The following is an 18,869-nucleotide window of genomic DNA, read 5'->3' as shown; positions in this document are numbered from 1 at the left end:
CAGGAGGCCACGGACGTCGTCGTGACGGTTCAGCAGGGCGCCGTCGTGAGGATCATGGACGCGACGCGAACGCACGTCGCAAGCCGGCGCGCGGTGACGGTGCTGGGCGCTCCGGTCAGGGGCAGCGACGGGGCACCTCGCCGCGGCCTGCTGCCCAGGACCGTTCGGCTCCGCGACCACACAGCCCGGGCGACCTGCGCGCCTCCAACCGGCCGAATCAGGACCGGTCCCCGGACATCGACAAGGACGTGACCGGCAAGGAACTGGACCGTGCGACCCTGCGCCAGGTCCAAGGTCTGGATGAACGGCACGCCGGGTGGGTGGCCAAGCACCTCGTGATGGCCGGCAGACTCATGTACGAGGACCCTGCCGTGTCGTTCCAGCATGCGCTGGCCGCCAGCCGCAAGGGAGGCCGACTGGCCTGTGTGCGCGAAGCCGTCGCTCTGACGGCGTACGCGGCAGGGGAGTACGCCGAGGCTCTGCGTGAGTTCCGCACCTATCGACGGATGACGGGGGACACCACGCACCTGGCCGCGCAGGTTGACTGCGAGCGTGCGCTGGGACGTGTCCAGAAGGCTCTGCAGCTGGCCGCCGACGTCTCCCCGGACGAACTGGAACGCGAGGCACGCGCCGAACTGGCGATGGTGGTCTCGGGCATCCACGAGGAGCGCGGCGATCTGCAGGCCGCGCGCACCGCCCTGGAGATCCCTGAACTGGACCGACGCCGCGGCTATCCGTTCTCCCCGCGGCTCTTCCAGCGCTACGCAGACGTGCTTGCGGCTTCGGGCGAGAAGCAGGCCGCGGCCGCCTGGCGTCGCTATGTGCGCGTGGCCGAGAAGGCGCTGGGCCTCGGGGGTTTCGCGGACCCGGACATCCTCGACGTCGACACCGGCCCCTCGGAGGAAGAACGCACCGAACGCCGCGCCGCTCGCGCAGCCGAGCAGGAGCAGCAGGACGACGCCGCGGCCTCGAGCGAGGACTCGGATGCGCCTGCCTGACATTGACGGTGTGCTCTGCGACCTCGATGGCGTCGTGTACTCGGGCGCCGAGGCCGTTCCGGGCGCGGTGGAGGGGCTCGGGCGGTTGCGCGCGCACGGTGTGCCGGTCGCGTTCGTCACCAACAACGCGTCCCGGCCCCCGCAGGCCGTGACCGAGCACCTGCGCGCGCTCGGGGTCCGGGCCGAGGCCGAAGACGTGTTCGGCTCGGCCCCCGCAGCCGTCGATCTGCTGGACGAGGCCGTGCGGCCGGGCGATGCCGTCCTCGTCGTGGGTTCCGGTTACCTGCGTGATCTCGTCGCGGCGGCGGGCTACCGCCCGGTGAACACCGCCGACGAGCGTCCGGCCGCGGTGATCCAGGGCTTCGACCTGGACACGGGGTGGCGGCACCTGGCTGAGGCCTCCTATGCGATTGCGCGCGGTGCCGTCTGGGTGGCGACGAACCTTGACCGGTCGATTCCCCGAGCCGAAGGCACGGCCCCGGGCAACGGCTCGCTCGTCGCGGCGGTCACCGCGGCCACAGGTGCTGTGCCGCGGGCCGCCGGCAAGCCCGAGCCGCTGCTGTTCCGGACGGCAGCCGAGGCTTGTGGCATGCACCGTCCCCTCGTGGTCGGCGACCGCCTGGACACGGATGTCCGCGGCGGCAACGCGGCGGGGTTCACAACTGCGCTGGTGCTGACCGGGGTCGATGACCGGGCACGTGCCCGTGCTGCAGATGACGCAGACCGCCCCGATCACGTGGTCCCGGACCTGACCGCGCTGGCCGAGGCGCTGAGCCGGGCGTGAGCGTGCCGGGGGACCCGTCCGCCCCGGGCCAGAAGGACGCTGTGCCGAACCTCGGCTCGGCTGCGGTCGTCGCCACCACGATCCGCGCGGATCGCGCGCTGGCGGCCCGCGGGCTGGCGCGGTCGCGTTCGGAGGCCGTAGCCATGATTCGATCCGGCGGGGTGCTGCTGAACGGCCACGCCGTGGCCAAACCGTCGACGCCCGTGAGCTCGCGGGACGAGCTCGCGGTGGCCGATGCGGGCCCGCGCTACGTCTCCCGTGCGGCACACAAGCTCCTGAGCGCTCTCGATGCCTTCGGTGACGTGCCCGTCGCCGGCCGACGCGCCCTCGACGCCGGCGCCTGCACCGGAGGGTTCACTCAAGTCCTGTTGGAACGCGGCGCGGCACGTGTGGCGGCCGTGGATGTCGGTCACGGACAGTTGCACCCGGCGCTGCGTGACGACGACCGAGTCCTCGTCCGCGAAGGTCTGAACGTCAGGACGATCGACCTCGAGGACATCGACGGGTCGGTGGATTTGATCGTCTCGGACCTGTCCTTCATTTCGCTGCGCTTGGTGGTCGACGCTCTGGCCCGGGTCGCGGTCCACGGCGCACACGTGCTGCTGATGGTGAAACCCCAGTTCGAGGTCGGCCGCGCGCGGCTGCCGCGCACCGGCGTCGTCACTGACGCCGGCCACCGGCGCGACGCCGTCGTCGGCGTGTTGGAAGCGGCCGCGCGGGCCGGGCTCCGGCCGGTCGCGGCAGCGCGGTCGGGGCTGCCCGGCCAGGACGGCAACGTCGAATTCTTCCTGCATCTGCAGCTCACGTCGCCCCCGTCGGGTTCAGCCAGTGCCGGCGACCCGCGGCTCTGGCTGGACGGGCAGAGGATCGACTGGTCCTGAGCCGCCTGAGGCGTAGCGTCTGCGGGGCGGTCGTTATGCTGAACGGACGCGTCGGGACACGTTCGGACTCACGTTCCGGACCCACGTCCGGGGCGCCCGGTGCGGTCCCGCCCGTACCGCACGTTCTTCACACCGCCACGAGGGAAGGACCCCATGCCCGAGACCACTCCCGGTCAGGCCATGACCGCCAGGCGGGTCCTCGTGCTCACGCACACGGGCCGGCAGGACGCGATCACCGCGGCGCTACAGGCCGCCGCGATGCTCGCCGACGCCGGGCTGGTGCCGGTCATGCTGGCCGAGGACATCGAGGCGATCCGGCACCGGGCCGGTGACCCCGTCGACTTCGCTCCGCAGACGCTCGGCGTCGACTGCGAACTCACCCAGCTCAGTCTCGGGCTCGTACTCGGCGGGGACGGGTCGGTGCTGCGGGCCGCCGAGCTCGTGCGCGGGTCTCGCGTGCCGCTCGTGGCGGTCAATCTCGGGCACGTCGGCTTCCTCGCCGAGTCAGAGCGCACGGATCTGCAGCGCACCGTTGAGGGCATTGTGGCGGGCAGCTACCGGGTCGACGAGCGCATGGCCCTCGACGTGATCGTGCGCGTGGACGGGGCCGTCGTCGCCCGGACGTGGGCTCTGAACGAGGCGTCCGTCGAGAAGTCGAACCGGGAGCGCATGCTCGAGGTGGTCGTCTCCGTCGACGACACGGCACTGTCCAGCTACGGCTGCGACGGGGTCGTGATGGCCACGCCGACCGGTTCCACCGCCTACGCGTTCTCGGCGGGCGGACCGGTCGTGTGGCCGGGCGTCGAAGCCCTGCTGCTGGTGCCGATCAGCGCGCACACCCTCTTCTCTCGACCACTGGTGGTCGGCCCCCACTCGACGCTTGCCCTCGACGTGCTCACGCGCACTAACGAGACCGGCGTGCTCTGGTGCGATGGGCGACGCACGGTGGAGCTGCCGCCCGAGGCCCGGGTTGAGGTCCGGCGCTCCGCCGAGCCGGTGAGGCTGGCGCGACTGACGCACACGGCGTTCGCCGAGCGGCTCGTTCGTAAGTTTCAGCTACCCACCCAGGGGTGGCGCGGACCGGTGACGGGGGAGGAGAAGGCGGAGGCCGCCGCCGCACGCGCCGCGGTCGAGACCGTCGAACCACGTCACGCCGGGCCACGCCCCGTGATCGTGCCCCCGTCCACGGCGCCGATCGACATCCGCCCGGCGCGAAGCGACGAGGCGGCCGAGCAGGAGGGGAAGGACCAGTCATGATCGAGTACCTGAGCATCAGTGACCTCGGTGTGATCGGCGGCGCGACGGTCGAACTGGACCGAGGTCTGACGGTTGTGACCGGCGAGACCGGTGCGGGCAAGACGATGGTCGTCACGGCGCTGGGCCTGCTGCTGGGTCAGCGCGCAGACTCCGGCGCCGTGCGTCGCGGCGCCTCCCGCGCGATCGTCGACGCCGGGGTGCGAGTGGGTCGCCGAGGCCGGGCCTGCGCGATCGCCCAGGAGGCCGGCGCCGTCATCGACGAGGCCGACGGGCCGCAGAGCGCCGAGGCGGCGGAGGCCGAACTCGTGCTCACCCGCACCGTCACGGCCACCCCCGAGGGTGGCACTCGTTCGCGTGCCACGGCCGGCGGCCGCGCGATTCCGGTCGGCGTGCTCTCCGAGATCGGCGCCTGCCTCGTGGCCGTGCACGGGCAGACCGATCAGCTGCGTCTGCGCTCGGCGGAGGCGCAGCGTCGGGCACTCGATGCGTTCGGCGGGGCCGAGCTTGCCGACCGCCTGGCGACGTACCGGGACGTGCACCGGCGGTTCTCTGCGGCCCGCGCCGAGCACCAAGAGCTGACCGAGCATCTGCAAGAGCGGGCCCGGGAGGCCGACGCTCTGCAGCGCTCGCTCGAGGAGATCGACGAGGCGGAGCCGGTCGAGGGCGAGGACGAGGCGCTGCGGGAGCGGATTCGCCGGCTCGAAGACGTCGAACAGCTGCGGGCCGCGGCCGGGGGCGCGCACGGCCGGCTGGCCGGCGCTGACGCCGAGGCCGCGGACGACGCGCTCGGAGCCGTGGCCCTGGTCGAAGCGGCCCGACAGGATCTGCTCGCCGCGCCCGGGCAGGACTCCGAGTTCGAGGCCGCCGCCGGACGCCTTGCCGAGGCGGCGGTCGTGCTCGGCGACATCGCGGGGGACCTCGCGCGGCTCGTCGGCGATCTCGAGGCCGACGCTGAGGGAGACCTGGACGCGGCCCAGTCGCGTCTGGCCGAGCTGACCCGGCTGCAACGGCTCTACGGTCCGGAGCTGTCCGACGTGCTCGCCTGGGCCGAACGGCAGCGTCCCCGGCTCGAGGAGCTGCAGGGAGACACCGGCCGCGTCGACGAGCTGACCGCCGAGCTCGCGGACCTGCGCCGCGAGTTGGCCGAGCACGCCGCCGCGCTCTCCGAGCTGCGTTCCGAGGCCGCCCGTCGGCTCGAGGACGCCGTCACCGAGGAGCTGCATGCCCTGTTCATGCCCGACGCGTCATTTCACGTTCAGGTGCGCAGCGCCGACGCGGACCGCGGTTCTGGTGAGTCGGACGCCGACGAGAGGTTCGGCCAGCACGGTGTCGACGAGGTCGCGCTTTTGCTGCGTCCGCACGCCGGTGTCGAGCCGCGTGAGCTGGGTCGGGGCGCCTCTGGCGGTGAGCTCTCCCGCGTCATGCTGGCCCTCGAGGTGGTGCTCGCGGCGACCGACCCGGTGCCGACGTTCGTGTTCGACGAGGTCGATGCGGGCGTCGGCGGCGAGGCGGCGGTGCGGATCGGCGCGCGGCTGGCCCGTCTGGCCGAGCACGTGCAGGTGGTCTGCGTGACGCACCTGCCGCAGGTCGCCGCGTTCGCCGACCGCCATGTGCGCGTCGAGAAGAACTCGGACCCGGATGCGGGGGTGACCACCTCCGACGTGCGCGCCCTCGACGACGACGAGCGCGTCGAAGAGCTGGCCCGCATGCTCGCCGGGCATGCCGACTCGGCCGCCGCCCGAGAACACGCTGCCGAACTGATCGAGACGTCCCGCAGGCCCACCACCGCAGGAGAGGCGCGATGACCAAGAAACCCGTCCCGACCGATCGCCCCGAGGACGCTGAGGCACAGAACCGCCGCCGCGGCCGCGCCCCGCTGCGCGATGTGCTGGCCCCGCGACCGGCTCGAAAGTCCAAGACCGTGTTCGAGGGACACGTCTGGGATGTGATGCGCGAGAGCTTCCGGCTCGACCCCGCCGACAAGAAGACCGAGCCGCTGACCCGTGAGATCATCGAGCACCCTGGCGCGGTGGCCGTCATGGCGTTGCGCACCCGCCTCACCACAGCTGGGCCGCAGGAACAGGTCGCTCTCGTGCGCCAGTACCGGCATCCGGTCGGCATGGAGCTGTGGGAGATCCCCGCTGGTCTGCGGGATGTCGACGGAGAGTCCTTGTGCGAGGTCGCCCAGCGCGAGCTCTGGGAGGAGGCGGACCTGCGCGCCGGACAGTGGCACACCCTGGTGGACTTCTTCACCACCCCGGGCGGCTCGAGCGAGGCGATTCGGGTCTTCCTCGCGCGGCAGGTCAGCGACGTGCCGGAAGCAGAGCGGTTCACCCGGACCGACGAAGAAGCGGCGATGCCCCTGGCCTGGGTCGGCGTCGAGGAGCTGATCGACGCGGTGCTCGACGGGCGGGTCCACAACCCCTCGACCGTCGCCGCCGTTCTCGCCCTGCACGCGCACCGCGCGAAGAAGTGGAGCCGACTGCGCCCGGCGGACGCTCCGTTCGTGCCGCACCGCACCGGCAATGACGGCCGCTGACGCCGCCGCGGTCGGCGACGCCCGGGGTGAGGCGACGCAGACCGAGAACGCACCCGGCGACGCGCTCACGGCCGGGGTGCGCCGCTACCTGCAGCACCTGACGGTCGAGAAGGGCCGGGCCGCGAACACGCTTTCTGCCTACCGGCGGGACCTGTCTCGCTACCTGCGCTGGCTCCACGTGCACCGCCTCGACCGGTACGACGACGTCGAGCCCGGACACGTCAGCGGATTCCTGCAGGCCATCTCGACCGGCGGCGACGGGGGTGCGCCCCTGGCGGCGCGGTCGGCGGCGCGGGTGCTCGTGGCGGTGCGGGGGCTGCACCGGTTCCTCGCGCTGGAAGGCGTGACCGAGCACGACCCGGCTCAGGACGTCGCTCCGCCCTCGCCCGGGTTACGTCTGCCGAAGGCGCTCGCCGTCGACGAGGTGGCCGCGATCCTCGGGGCGAGCGGTGACGACTCGCCGGCGGGACTGCGCGACCGCGCCCTGCTGGAGTTCCTCTACGGCACCGGCGCACGCATTTCGGAGGCGGTTGGACTCGACGTCGACGACGTGGCCGGTCTCGGCGAGGTCCCGGGCGGCGGCCGGGACGACGGACGGGGCGACCGTCCGGCGCAGTCGGTCGTCCGCCTGTTCGGCAAGGGGTCGAAGGAGCGCGTCGTCCCCGTGGGCTCCTATGCCTCGGCCGCACTCGAGGCGTGGCTGGTGCGCGGCCGTCCGACGATCATGGGCGGGGCACGGCAGTCCTCCCCGGCCCTGTTCGTGAATCAGCGCGGCGGCCGGCTCTCCCGGCAGTCGGCGTGGGCGGTGCTGAAGAAGGCCGCTGAGCGGGCCGGCGTGGAGGCCGAGGTCTCGCCGCACACGCTGCGGCACAGCTTCGCCACGCACCTGCTGGCCGGCGGCGCCGACGTGCGCATCGTGCAGGAGCTGCTCGGCCACGCCTCGGTGACGACCACGCAGGTGTACACCCTGGTGACCGTCGACTCGCTACGCGAGGTCTATGCCGCGGCGCACCCGCGGGCGCGGTGAAGGACGAGGCACGGCATGATGACTACCGCTCGGGACTCGATGATGACGATCTTCGTGTTGCACAACCTCGAGGAGCTGATCACCTCCCGCAGGCTGCCCCTCATCGATGAGGCAGCGCTGTAACGGGTCGGCCTCGATCGGGGCCACCTGCGTAGTGACAGGCTGGCGGCCGCCATGGCGCTCCTGACGGGAGCGGCGTACGGAACCGTACGAGCGGTGAATCACGGCAGCGCCGTGGGGGGAGGTGCGCTACTCATGAACTCGCTGGGGCATGTCGGGCGTGCCGTGCGGACTGGCCGGTGGAACCCCGGACTGGCCAGTGCCGTGCCGCTGGCGGTGGCCGCGTGGACGGTCCTACACCGGGCAAAGGGCTCGGCCGACCCGTGGAGAGCCGAGACGGTGGTGTCAGGAGTCCTCGGCGCGACTTTTTCCGTTCCGTGCACCGTGCTCAGTTTGCGGGTCGCGAGACGCGTGCGCCCGTGAACGGGGCGCCCGGTAGCGTCTTCTGACATCGACGCCGCCCCGCCTGCTCCGAGTCCGGGGCGGGCGGGACGGCGTCGTGGTCCGCGGTCGTGGAGCGGCGTCAGGCGCCGGGCAGCTCCCGCTGGTCCGGACCGTCGTAGGCCGAGAGCGGTCGGATCAGCGCGTTGGACGCGCGCTGCTCCATGATGTGCGCCGTCCAGCCGGTGATGCGTGAGGCGATGAACAGAGGCGTGAACATCTCGGTGTCGAAGCCCATCAGGTGGTAGGTCGGGCCCGCCGGGTAGTCGAGGTTCGGCTTGATCTGCTTCGCCTCCTCCATCGCGGCCTCGAGGCCGTCGTAGAGGCCGAGCATCTCCTGGCGGCCGTAGTGCTCGATCATCCGGTCCAGCGCGGCCTTCATGGTCGGCACCCGCGAGTCGCCGTTCTTGTACACGCGGTGGCCGAAGCCCATGACCTTCTTCTTCTGGGCCAGGGCGTCCTCCATCCAGGCTTTCGCCCGGGCGGCGGCGTCCTCGCGGGACTCGTCCTCGCGGATGCCGATCTCTTCGAAGGTGTGCATGACGGCCTCGTTCGCGCCGCCGTGCAGCGGACCCTTCAGGGCGCCGATGGCACCGGTGACGGCCGAGTGCAGGTCCGACAGGGTCGAGGTGATCACGCGCGCCGTGAACGTGGATGCATTGAACGAGTGCTCGGCGTACAGCACCATCGACACGCGGAACGCGTCGACGACCGCCTCCGGCTGTTCCTCGCCGAACGTCATCCACAGGAAGTTCGCCGCGTAGTCCAGGTCGTCGCGCGGCTCGACCGGCTCCTGGCCGCGGCGGCGGCGCTGGTCGTACGCGACGACCGCGGGGAACGCCGCGAACAGGGCCTTCGCCTTCTCGAGCTCGGCCTCGGGGGAGGAGTCCTCCGCCTGCGGGTGGTTCGCACCGAGCACGGAGACGGCGGTACGGCCCACGTCCATGGGATGACAGTCCGTCGGCAGCAGGTCGATCGCCTGGCGCACCTTCGCGTCCAGGGCTCGGTGGGAGCGCTCGAACCGCTGGAACTCGGCCAGTTCGGCGTTCGTGGGCAGCTCGCCGGTCCACAGTAGCCAGGCGACGGCCTCGAACGGCTGGGACGCCGCGAGGTCCTGGACCGGGTAGCCGCGGTAGAGCAGGGAGTTGGTCTCAGGATTGACCTTGGAGATCGCCGTGGTGTCCACGACGACGCCGGCCAGGCCCTTCTTCATCTCGGTGTCGGACATGATGTGCCTCCTCTATGGGCGGGGGAGTGCGACGGCGCGGACCGTCACAGGTTGGCGTGATTGGATGCGACGTCCTCGGTCGGCACGTCGAAGTTGAAGATGCCGGTGTCGAAGCGGTTGTAGCCCTCGTAGTCCACGACCTCGTAGAGACGCGCGCGGGTCTGCATGTGCTCGACCTGGCTCTGCTGGCTGCCTTCGGCATCGATCGTGTCGAGGACGCGCTCGATGGCGCCCATGGCGGCGCGCTGCAGCGTGACCGGGTATATGACCATGGCGATCCCGGCGGCAGCCAGCTGCTCGCGCGTGAACAGCTCGGACTTGCCGAACTCGGTCATATTCGCCAGCACCGGTACCCCGAGTGGCTTCAGTTCGCGGCAGACGGTCTCGAACTCGCCGAGGTCCTTGAGGGCCTCGGGGAAGATCGCGTCCGCGCCGGCCTCGACGAGCGCCTTCATGCGGGCGATCGCCGCGTCCAGGCCCTCGACGGCACGCAGGTCGGTGCGGGCCATGATCAGGAAGTTCCGGTCCCGGCGGGCGTCGACAGCGGCCCGGATGCGCTTGACGGCGGTCTCAAGGTCCACCATGTTCTTGCCGTCGAGGTGGCCGCAGCGTTTCGGATTGAACTGGTCCTCGATGTGGCAGCCGGCCAGTCCGGCGTTCTCGAGTTCCTGCACCGTGCGGGCCACGTTCATGGGTTCACCGAATCCTGTGTCCGCGTCGAGCAGGCATGGCAGGTCCGTCAGTCGGGCGATCTGTCCGCCGCGCTGGGCGACTTCCGTCAGGGTGGTCAGCCCGACGTCGGGCAGGCCGAGCTCATTGGCCAGGACGCCGCCTGAGATGTAGACGCCGGAGAATCCCTTGTCCTGGATGATCTTCGCGCTGAGCGGGGTGAACGCTCCGGGGAACGGCACCGCCGCGCCGGGCTGCAGCAGCTCGCGCAGGTTCGCGCGCTTCTGTTCGGGGGTGAGCGTCGAGTACAGCATCAGAACAGTCCCTTCGGTGCGTTCTCGAGGTCGGCCGGGGAGAGGACGGACTGGTCGGCGACCACGTTGAGCTGGTCCAGCTCGCCTGGGCCGAGCTCTGCCAGGCGCTGGACGGCGTCCAGGAAACGGTCCTGCTCCTGCGGGGTCACGATGCCCTCGGCGAGCGTGCGGAACTTGGCGATGTACTGCTCGCGGGCGAACGGGCGCGCCCCGAGCGGGTGGGCGTCGGCCACGGCGATCTCGTCGGTGATCACGGTGCCGTCCGTCAGGGTGATCTCGACGGCGCCGCCGAAGGCCTTCTGGGTGAGGTCGTTGGAGTGGTATCGGCGGGTCCACTCCGGGTCCTCCACGGTGGTCACCTTGTGCCACAGGGCAACGGTGTCCTCGCGGCCGGCCCGCTCGGGGGCGTAGGAGTCCACGTGGTGCCAGGTGCCGTCCTGCAGGGCGACGGTGAAGATGTACGGGATCGAGTGGTCGAGGGTCTCGCGGGAGGCCGTGGGGTCATACTTCTGCGGGTCGTTCGCGCCGGAGCCGATCACGTAGTGGGTGTGGTGGGAGGTCTTGATGAGGACCTTCTCCACGTTGGCCGGGTCCGTGGTCTCGGGGTGCTCGGTGTGGAGCTTGCGGGCCAGGTCGATCCAGGCCTGAGCCTGGTACTCGGCGGAGTGCTCCTTCGTGTAGGTGTCCAGGATGCCGCGCTTGGCCTCGCCCTTCTCGGGCAGCGGCACCTCGTAGCGGGCGTCCTTGCCGTCGAGCATCCAAGCGATCACGCCGTCCTCGCCCTCGTAGATCGGCACGGGGGAGGTCTGGCCGCGCATCGCGCGGTCGGCGGCCTCGACCGCCATCTTCCCGGCGAACGCGGGGGCGTGAGCCTTCCACGTGGAGATCTCGCCCTTGCGGGACTGGCGGGTCGCCGTCGTGGTGTGCAGACCCTGACCGATGGCCTGGAACACGGTCTCGGTATCCAGGCCGAGCAGGGTGCCGATGCCCGCGGACGCGGACGGGCCGATGTGGGCGACGTGGTCGATCTTGTGTTTGTGCAGGCAGATCGACTTCACGAGGTCGACCTGCACCTCGTAGCCGGTGGCGATGCCGCGGATCAGGTCCCGGCCGGAGCGGCCTGCGTGCTGGGCGACCGCGAGGATCGGCGGGATGTTGTCGCCGGGGTGGGAGTACTCGGCGGCCAGGAAGGTGTCGTGGTAGTCCAGCTCGCGCACCGCCACGCCGTTGGCCCAGGCCGCCCATTCGGGGGAGACCTTCTCGGCGATGCCGAACACGGTGGCGCCGGAGCCGTGGCGAGAGACCGGGTGGCTCAGGGCCTGGGCGCGGGCGGCCACGATGGGCTCGCGCGTGAGGGAGGCGACGGCGACGGCGGCGTTGTCGATGATCCGGTTGATGATCATCTCCTCGACCTCGGGCAGCACCTCGACCTCGTCGACGGCGACCTCGGCGAGCTTCCAGGCGAGCTGGTCCTTGCGCTCGAGGTTCTCCTCCGAGCGGTGGACGCGGACGTGGTGGTTCTTCATGCGGACTCTCCTTCGGTCGGGCTCAGCAGCGCGGCGCCGCCGGCGTCGGTGGTGTGCCGGGTCAGATGGTGGAACGCGTGGTGCAGGTGGACGCGCGTCGTGGCCTCGGCCAGCTCGGCCGCCCCGTCGGCCACGGCCTGCGCGATGTCGGCGTGCTCGAGGGCCGAGGCCGCCAGCCGGCGTCGGTCGTTCGCGGCGAGGCGCCGAAGTCGCGCCAGGTGCAGGCGCAGGGTGCGCAGTGTCGAGACGAGGTACGGGTTGTCCGCCGCCGCGTCGAGGCTCGCGTCCAGCGTCGAGGTCAGCTCGTAGTACTCGTGCGGGTCAGCGCCCTCGCCCAGCGGGGTCGCGGCCTCGGCGAAGCGCGTCGCCAGGTCGCCGAGCCGACTGGCGTCCTCGGCCGTAGCCCGCTCGGCGGCGCGGCGGGCGAGCAGCGACTCGAGGGCGATGCGCAGGTCGAACAGCTGGTCGGCCTGCTCGAGGGAGAGGTCCGCGACCACGACGCCGCGGCCGGCGTTCTGCTCGGCCAGGCCGTCGGCGACCAGCCGAGAGAGGGCCTCGCGCACGGGCGTGCGGGAGGTGCCGAGGCGCTCGGCCTGCTCCACCTCGCCCAGGACGGTGCCCGGGAGCAGAGTCCAGTCGAGGATCTCGGCTTTGAGGCTCGTGTAGGCCCGATCACTTGCACGCATGCCACCAGTGTATACACAGGTCGGCGAGGGGTGCCGCCCCCAAGGAGTCTTCGGCTCATTGGAGCATCGAATGTATACATATCCCTTGCTGTTGGTGAGCTGGAACACTATTTTAGGGTCATGGACACGACATCCCGCACCGACGCCTCCACCTCCTACGTCGAGGCCCACCGCGCCTCCCTCCAGGACCGAGACCGCTTCTGGCTCGACGCCGCCCGGGCCGTCGACTGGTCCGTCGCACCGACCCGGGCCGTCGACGACTCCGATGCGCCGCTGTACCGTTGGTTCCCCGACGGAGTGCTGAACACGGCGCACAACTGCCTCGACCGCCATGTGGTGGCCGGCCGCGGCGATCGGCTCGCCCTGATTCACGACTCCGCCGTCACCGGGACCGTCACGGGCTACACCTATGACGAGCTCACTGCCGAGGTCGCCGCGCTCGCCGGGGCCCTCGCGGGTGCCGGTGTGGGCAAGGGCGACCGGGTGCTGATCTACCTGCCGATGATCCCGCAGGCGCCGATCGCGATGCTCGCGTGCGCCCGGCTCGGCGCCGTCCACTCGGTCGTCTTCGGCGGCTTCGCCCCGAAGGAGCTGGCCGCCCGCATCGACGACGCCACACCCGACGTCGTCCTCACCGCCAGCGGTGGGATCGAGCCCAAGCGTCGCGTGGAGTACCTGCCTGCCGTCGCCGAGGCCCTCGAGACGGCCGAGCACCCGGTGCGCACCGTGTTCGTGCACCACCGCGAGGGGTTCGAGAGTGCGCTGGCCGACGTGGCCGATCGCGGCAGCGCGGACTGGGTCGACTGGGCCGAGACCGTCGAGGCCGCTGAGCCGGCCGGGTGCGTGGACGTGTCCGCGACCGATCCGCTGTACGTGCTCTATACCTCCGGCACGACGGGCAGGCCCAAGGGAGTCGTGCGGGACAACGGAGGCCACGCCGTCGCGTTGACGTGGACCATGGAGAACATCTACGACGTCGGCCCGGGGCAGGTCATGTGCACGGCCTCCGACGTCGGCTGGGTGGTCGGGCACTCGTACATCGTCTACGGGCCCCTGCTGGCCGGCGCCACGACCGTCCTCTACGAGGGCAAGCCCGTCGGAACCCCCGATGCGGGAGCGTTCTGGCGGCTCGTCGCCGAACACGGGGTGCGCTCGTTCTTCACGGCGCCGACCGCGCTGCGCGCGATCCGCAAGGCCGACCCGGACGGCGAGCTCATGCGGGGCCATGACCTCTCGTGCTTGAAGCACTTCTACGCCGCTGGCGAGCGCCTCGAGCCCGAGACGCAGAAGTGGGCCGAATCCCTCCTCGGCATGGACGTCATCGACCACTGGTGGCAGACCGAGACCGGCTGGGCCATCGCGGCCAACCCCGTGGGCCTTGAGCCACTGCCGGTGAAGACGGGATCCAGCTGCGTGCCGTCGCCCGGTTACGAGGTCGTCGTGCTCGACGGCACGGGTGAGCCCGTGCCCGCGGGGGAGGAGGGCAACATCGCCGTCCGGCTCCCGCTGCCCCCGGGGGCCCTGACGACGCTGTGGGGCGACGACCAGCGCTACATCGACTCCTACCTCTCGGCGTTCGAGGGCCACTACGCCACGGGCGACTCCGGCCTGATCGACGAGGACGGCTACGTGTTCGTGCTCGGGCGCACGGACGACGTCATCAACGTCTCCGGGCATCGTCTGTCCACCGGCACGCTCGAGGCCGCCCTGGCCGCGCATCCCCGTGTGGCGGAGTGTGCGGTGATCGGAGTCTCTGACGAGATGAAGGGCCAGCGTCCCGCCGGCTACGTCGTGCTCACGTCCGACCAGGCCGCACCCGCCGTGGGAGGTGAGGACGAGTCGGCCCTGCTCGACGAGCTGCGGCTGATCGTGCGGAAGACCGTCGGCCCGGTGGCGGACTTCAAGGACGTCGTCATCGTCGAGGCGCTGCCGAAGACCCGCTCCGGCAAGATCCTGCGCAAAACCATGCGTCAGATGGCCGACGGCGACGAGGTGACGGTGCCCTCGACGATCGAGGATGCCGCCGCGCTCGAGTCGCTGAGGGCGCGGATCGGGGCGAGCGTGCGCCATGGAAGCGTCGGCGCAGAATCATGATCCGTGTTTATACTGTTTTCTGACTGTGACTCATAGTGGCTCATGATTTTTCAATTGCCTGAGCGAATACTGTGTGCATAGTGTTTCGATACGAGTGTTCCAGGTATCCGGGCCGCCGTCGCGACCGCATCCCTCGGATGTGTCGCGAACCTCGACAAGGAAGGCCGTCCCTCCCATGCACGTCAGCGAGTCCACCGTTCATCGCACCATCAGTCGCCGTCGAGTCGCCGCCGGCGTCGCTTGGGCCGCCCCTGCGGTTGCCGCGGCCGCGGCCGCCCCTGCTCTCGCCGGTTCCGTCCCGACCCCGACCGAACCGCCCGTGCTCTCCTCTCAGCTCTGGTTCTCCGGGCGTGGCGTCGCCGACCCCTACACGTCGACCTGCTCTGTCCCCGACATGCGCGGAACCCAGGGCGCCTGCGGTGCTCCCACGAGCGACTACCCGTGGCGCACGCGATTTCAGATGTACGGCACGGACGATGTGATCACCTCGGACCAGGGGTCCTGCACGCGCGAGTCGTGGATCAGCGTCACCAACCTGACCGCGGAGCAGCTCACGGGCCCGATCACCCTCACCTTCTGGCGGCCGGAGCACCCGGAATGGGACGACAACATCCGCGACTGGTACCCGGGACGGAACGACTCGGGCGCGTGGAGCGTGCCGGTGCGCACCTCAACCCCGCCGGTGCAGCCGTTCTCCGGCACCTTCGCGGCCTATCGAATGTACGAGTACCAGACGACGCTGTCCCTCGAGGAAGCCCGCATGTTCATGCTCTCCGACGGCCAGGGGGGCATCACCCTCGACATGTCGGCTGCCGGCGCGGCGATGAGCTTCTACTCGGACTGCTTCGCCGACTCGTATCAGATCACCCAGGCGTTCCTGGACGCCTACGGTCGCCTCGGCCGCTATGTCCTGACGGTTCCGACGACCGAGGGCGACCTCGTGAAGGACACCGGCTTCTACACGTCCTGAACCGGCGCGATCCGGCGTGGACGGGCCCGAGCCCGGCGGCACCTCGCCGGGAGCGGCCCGGTCCGCCGTGACGGGACCGGCGGAGGGTCTAGGGTAGATCCGACATGCCCCGGCGTCCCGGGGCCGAGAGCGACCCTTTCCCGAACCAACAGAGGAGCCGGCACACCGTGACCTCGTACGAGCCCATCCCCGTGATGACCATCAAGGGCGAGCCGGTGCTGGGGCCCACGGGCCGGCCCAAGCACGACTTCCCTGAGCCACCGCCGCTGGACGGCCACGGCCCCGCCCGGATCATCTCGATGGTGAACCAGAAGGGCGGGGTCGGGAAGACCACCTCCACGATCAACCTCGGCGCCGCGCTCGCCGGATACGGCCGCCGCGTGCTGATGGTGGACTTCGACCCGCAGGGTGCGCTGTCCGCGGGGCTGGGCACGAGCCCGCACGAACTCGACGTCACGGTCTACAACGTGCTCATGGAACGCAAGACGACCGCCCGCGACGCGATCCTGCCGACGAACGTTGAGAACATGGACTTGCTGCCGGCGAACATCGACCTCTCGGCCGCCGAGGTGCAGCTCGTCAATGAGGTCGCCCGCGAGCAGGTGTTGGAACGCGCCCTGCGGCAGGTGCGTGACGACTACGACGTCGTGCTGATCGACTGCCAGCCCTCGCTCGGCCTGCTCACCGTCAACGCGCTGACGGCCTCGCACGGCGTGATCATTCCGCTGACCGCCGAGTTCTTCGCCCTGCGGGCCGTCGCCCTGCTGGTCGAGACCATCGAGAAGGTCCAGGACCGGCTCAACCCGGAGCTGGAGATCGACGGCGTGCTCGCCACGATGTTCGACCAGCGCACCCTGCACTCCAAGGAGGTCGTCGGCTCGCTCGTCTCTGGTTTCGGGGACAAGGTGTTCGAAACAGTGATCAAGCGCTCAATCAAGTTCGCCGACGCCACGGTGGCGGCCGCGCCGATCACCGCATTCGCCCGCAACCACGAGGGCGCCAAGGCGTACCAGCAGCTCGCCCGCGAGCTGATCTGCCGCGGCGGGGCGCCGTGAGTCGACGACGGCCAAGCTCAGCGGAGCCGTCGGCGTGGGAACACATCGACTACTGACGTTCCCTGCCAGGCCCTCCGCCGTGGGCCGCGTGCCCACCGACACGGTGACCTGCGACCATGCGTCTGCGAGAATGGGACGAGCGCGTCCGGCAGCTGTCCGGACGCGCTCGATCGCATCTGTGAAAGGACACTCTCCATGACTTCCCGCAAGCCGCGAGGCTCCGGACGAACCCCCGCCGTCGGTAAACGAGGCGGGCCGTTCCAGGAGCGTGATTTCCAGCGCCAGCCCGGTGCCGCCCAGAGCCGCCGCGGCGCCGGTGGCCGTCGCACAGGGCAGGACCAGAGCCGGGTCAGCCGTGAGTTCGACGACTACGACGCGCCCGCACCGCGTCGGCAGCGCCGGGGCAAAGGCGCCGGCGCGGCTCGCGCGAAGGCCGCGAACCTCGACGCGGTCCACCATGAGGACGGCGAACGGCTGCAGAAGGTTCTCGCTGCTGCGGGCGTGGCCTCCCGACGTGTCTGCGAAGACCTCATCGCCGAAGGGCGTGTCGAGGTGGACGGGATGATCGTCGCCGAGCCCGGCGTGCGTGTGGATCCGAAGCGCTCCGTGATCCGCGTCGACGGGATCTCCGTGCAGACGGACGTGACCAAGCAGTACATGGTCTTCAACAAACCGCGCGGCGTCATTTCGACGATGGTGGACCCGGACGGTCGGCCCTCGATCGCCAGCTACCTCAAGTCCGGCCAGGAGCACCTGTTCCACGTGGGTCGGCTCGACAACGAGACCGAGGGGCTGCTGATCCTCACCAACGACGGGGAGCTGGCCAACCGCCTGCTACACCCCTCGTACGAGGTGCCCAAGACCTATCTCGTCCAGATCAAGGGTCCCCTGCCCAAGGGCGTGTCGAACCAGATGCGCGCGGGCGTTGAGCTCGACGACGGCGTCGCGAAGGTCGACTCCTTCAAGCTGGTGGACTCCACACCGGGTCACGTCCTCGTCGAAGTCGTGCTGCACTCGGGCAAGAATCGCATCGTGCGCCGCATGTTCTCCGCCGTGGGCCATCCCGTCGAGCGGCTCGTGCGCGTCAAGATCGGCCCCGTGCTGCTGGGTGACCAGAAACAGGGCAGCGTGCGCGTGATGAACGCCCAGGAGCTCGGCACGCTCAAGTCCATGGTGGGGCTGTGACCTCTGAGTCCCTGGACCTGGCGTCCGGCGACCCCGCCGGACTGCCGGGCCCGGTGCTCGTGCGCGGGACCGGCCTGCTGGGCGCCTCCATCGGGCTCGCCCTGCGGACAGCGGGACGTGAGGTTCTCCTGCACGACCCGTCGCCGTCAGCCCTCGCCGTCGCCCGCGACATCGGTGCCGGGGTCCCCGTCGCGCTGGACCCCGCCGAGGTCACGGACGCCGGTCTGGCTCCCGGTCTCGTCGTTGTCTCCTGCCCTCCGGACGTGACGGCGGACGTCGTCACGGACTCGCTGCGGCGCTGGCCGGACGCCCTCGTGCTCGATGTGGCGTCGGTGAAGACCGCGGTCGCCGCCCAGCTGCGGCGACGTCAGGACGCGGGGGAGCTGAGCGCAACGGATGTGTCCCGTTACGTGGGCACCCACCCGATGGCCGGTCGGGAGCGTTCCGGCCCCGTGGCGGCGCGCGGCACCCTGTTCCTCGCCGCCCCGTGGGTGGTGTGCGCGGAGGAGTCGACTCACCCCGATGCGGTGGCCGCGGCACGCGGGCTGGCCGAGGCATGCGGGGCGACCGTGCGTCTGATGCCCGCCGCCGAGCACGATGACGCGGTCGCCCTGGTCTCCCACCTGCCGCAGGTGGCCGCGTCCCTGGTGGCCGCGCGCATGCAGGGCGCGTCGGCGACGAGCCTCGAACTGGCGGGTAACGGCCTGCGGGACACCACCCGGATCGCCGCGTCGGACCCGCAGCTGTGGACCCAGATCCTCTCGAGCAACGCCGCCGCTGTGCTCGAGACGCTGCACGCGGTGCGCCAGGATCTCGACCGGCTCATCGTGACGCTCGAGGACCCCGACGCGGAGGGGGCCCGCTGGGGTATGGCCCGGCTGATCGCCGAGGGCAACGCCGGCCACGCCCGCATCCCCGGCAAGCACGGCGCCGCGCCCCAGGCGTTCTGCGTCGTCACCGTGGTTGTGGACGACACCCCGGGCCAGCTGGCGGGCGTACTGGCTGATGTGGGGGAGGCTGGAGTGAACGTGGAGGATCTGCGCATGGACCATGCCTCGGGCCACGAGGTGGGCATGCTGGAGATCTCCGTGCTGCCGGCCCGGCGCGATGAGCTCGCCGAGGCCCTGACGAGACGTGGATGGAAGGTGGTCTGAG

At 70.8% G+C, this 18,869-nt stretch carries 16 protein-coding genes; 12 read left to right on the top strand and 4 right to left on the bottom strand.

Annotation, left to right across the window (positions count from 1 at the left end):
- The first annotated feature begins 248 nt into the window (after positions 1-248).
- The 7 genes from HDA30_RS05020 to xerD all read left to right on the top strand — a co-directional run bounded on the left by HDA30_RS05020 (position 249) and on the right by xerD (position 7,486).
- Entirely contained in the window at positions 249-998 is a 750-nt protein-coding gene (locus HDA30_RS05020; RefSeq protein WP_184241264.1) for a hypothetical protein, read from the top strand.
- Complete coding sequence (locus HDA30_RS05015) at positions 985-1,782, top strand: HAD-IIA family hydrolase (protein WP_184241263.1); 798 nt, start codon at positions 985-987, stop codon at positions 1,780-1,782. The genes HDA30_RS05020 and HDA30_RS05015 overlap by 14 nt, the downstream gene beginning before the upstream one ends.
- A 41-nt stretch (positions 1,783-1,823) precedes the next feature.
- Positions 1,824-2,663, top strand: coding sequence for a TlyA family RNA methyltransferase (locus HDA30_RS05010; RefSeq protein ID WP_343059364.1), 840 nt, complete (start codon positions 1,824-1,826; stop codon positions 2,661-2,663).
- 153 nt (positions 2,664-2,816) lie between these two features.
- Positions 2,817-3,920 (top strand): NAD kinase, encoded by a 1,104-nt coding sequence (locus tag HDA30_RS05005; protein ID WP_158496103.1) that lies wholly within the window; start codon positions 2,817-2,819, stop codon positions 3,918-3,920.
- Positions 3,917-5,725 (top strand): DNA repair protein RecN, encoded by a 1,809-nt coding sequence (gene recN, locus HDA30_RS05000; RefSeq protein WP_184241262.1) that lies wholly within the window; start codon positions 3,917-3,919, stop codon positions 5,723-5,725. Before HDA30_RS05005 ends, recN begins: the two co-directional genes overlap by 4 nt.
- Positions 5,722-6,459: an NUDIX domain-containing protein gene (locus HDA30_RS04995; protein WP_158496101.1), complete on the top strand. Its 738-nt coding sequence runs from the start codon at positions 5,722-5,724 to the stop codon at positions 6,457-6,459. Before recN ends, HDA30_RS04995 begins: the two co-directional genes overlap by 4 nt.
- Positions 6,446-7,486 carry a site-specific tyrosine recombinase XerD gene (xerD, locus tag HDA30_RS04990; RefSeq protein WP_184241261.1) on the top strand — a complete coding sequence of 347 codons (1,041 nt, stop codon included), beginning with the start codon at positions 6,446-6,448 and terminating at the stop codon, positions 7,484-7,486. The genes HDA30_RS04995 and xerD overlap by 14 nt, the downstream gene beginning before the upstream one ends.
- Before the next feature lie 583 nt (positions 7,487-8,069).
- On the opposite strand, the gene HDA30_RS04985 is transcribed toward xerD, so the two are convergent.
- From HDA30_RS04985 to HDA30_RS04970, 4 genes are read right to left on the bottom strand one after another with little or no spacing between them, the layout of a single operon-like run.
- Entirely contained in the window at positions 8,070-9,215 is a 1,146-nt protein-coding gene (locus HDA30_RS04985) for a bifunctional 2-methylcitrate synthase/citrate synthase (protein WP_184241260.1), read from the bottom strand.
- A gap of 44 nt (positions 9,216-9,259) precedes the next feature.
- Positions 9,260-10,198, bottom strand: a complete 939-nt coding sequence (prpB, locus tag HDA30_RS04980; RefSeq protein ID WP_184241259.1) for a methylisocitrate lyase — start codon at positions 10,196-10,198, stop codon at positions 9,260-9,262.
- Positions 10,198-11,724 (bottom strand): MmgE/PrpD family protein, encoded by a 1,527-nt coding sequence (locus HDA30_RS04975; protein WP_184241258.1) that lies wholly within the window; start codon positions 11,722-11,724, stop codon positions 10,198-10,200. Before HDA30_RS04975 ends, prpB begins: the two co-directional genes overlap by 1 nt.
- Positions 11,721-12,410 (bottom strand): GntR family transcriptional regulator, encoded by a 690-nt coding sequence (locus tag HDA30_RS04970; RefSeq protein WP_158496096.1) that lies wholly within the window; start codon positions 12,408-12,410, stop codon positions 11,721-11,723. Before HDA30_RS04970 ends, HDA30_RS04975 begins: the two co-directional genes overlap by 4 nt.
- 120 nt (positions 12,411-12,530) lie before the next feature.
- Here HDA30_RS04970 and HDA30_RS04965 point away from each other — a divergent pair, with 120 nt between their 5' ends.
- From HDA30_RS04965 to HDA30_RS04945, 5 genes are all read left to right on the top strand, one after another.
- Positions 12,531-14,504 carry an AMP-binding protein gene (locus HDA30_RS04965; protein WP_158496095.1) on the top strand — a complete coding sequence of 658 codons (1,974 nt, stop codon included), beginning with the start codon at positions 12,531-12,533 and terminating at the stop codon, positions 14,502-14,504.
- A gap of 319 nt (positions 14,505-14,823) precedes the next feature.
- Complete coding sequence (locus tag HDA30_RS04960; RefSeq protein ID WP_184241257.1) at positions 14,824-15,474, top strand: hypothetical protein; 651 nt, start codon at positions 14,824-14,826, stop codon at positions 15,472-15,474.
- Positions 15,475-15,668: 194 nt separating this feature from the next.
- The gene (locus HDA30_RS04955; RefSeq protein WP_158496198.1) at positions 15,669-16,529 is read left to right on the top strand and encodes a ParA family protein; all 861 of its coding nucleotides are present in this window, start codon (positions 15,669-15,671) and stop codon (positions 16,527-16,529) included.
- A 195-nt stretch (positions 16,530-16,724) separates the two neighbouring features.
- Complete coding sequence (locus tag HDA30_RS04950) at positions 16,725-17,714, top strand: pseudouridine synthase (protein WP_158496094.1); 990 nt, start codon at positions 16,725-16,727, stop codon at positions 17,712-17,714.
- Positions 17,711-18,868, top strand: coding sequence for a prephenate dehydrogenase (locus HDA30_RS04945; protein ID WP_343059300.1), 1,158 nt, complete (start codon positions 17,711-17,713; stop codon positions 18,866-18,868). The genes HDA30_RS04950 and HDA30_RS04945 overlap by 4 nt, the downstream gene beginning before the upstream one ends.
- Position 18,869: the final 1 nt, after the last annotated feature.

It is taken from the genome of Micrococcus cohnii (assembly GCF_014205175.1).
GTDB lineage: Bacteria > Actinomycetota > Actinomycetes > Actinomycetales > Micrococcaceae > Micrococcus > Micrococcus cohnii.
The sequence above is the reverse complement of the archived record's forward strand: the minus strand, read 5'-3'. Positions and strand labels throughout refer to the sequence as shown.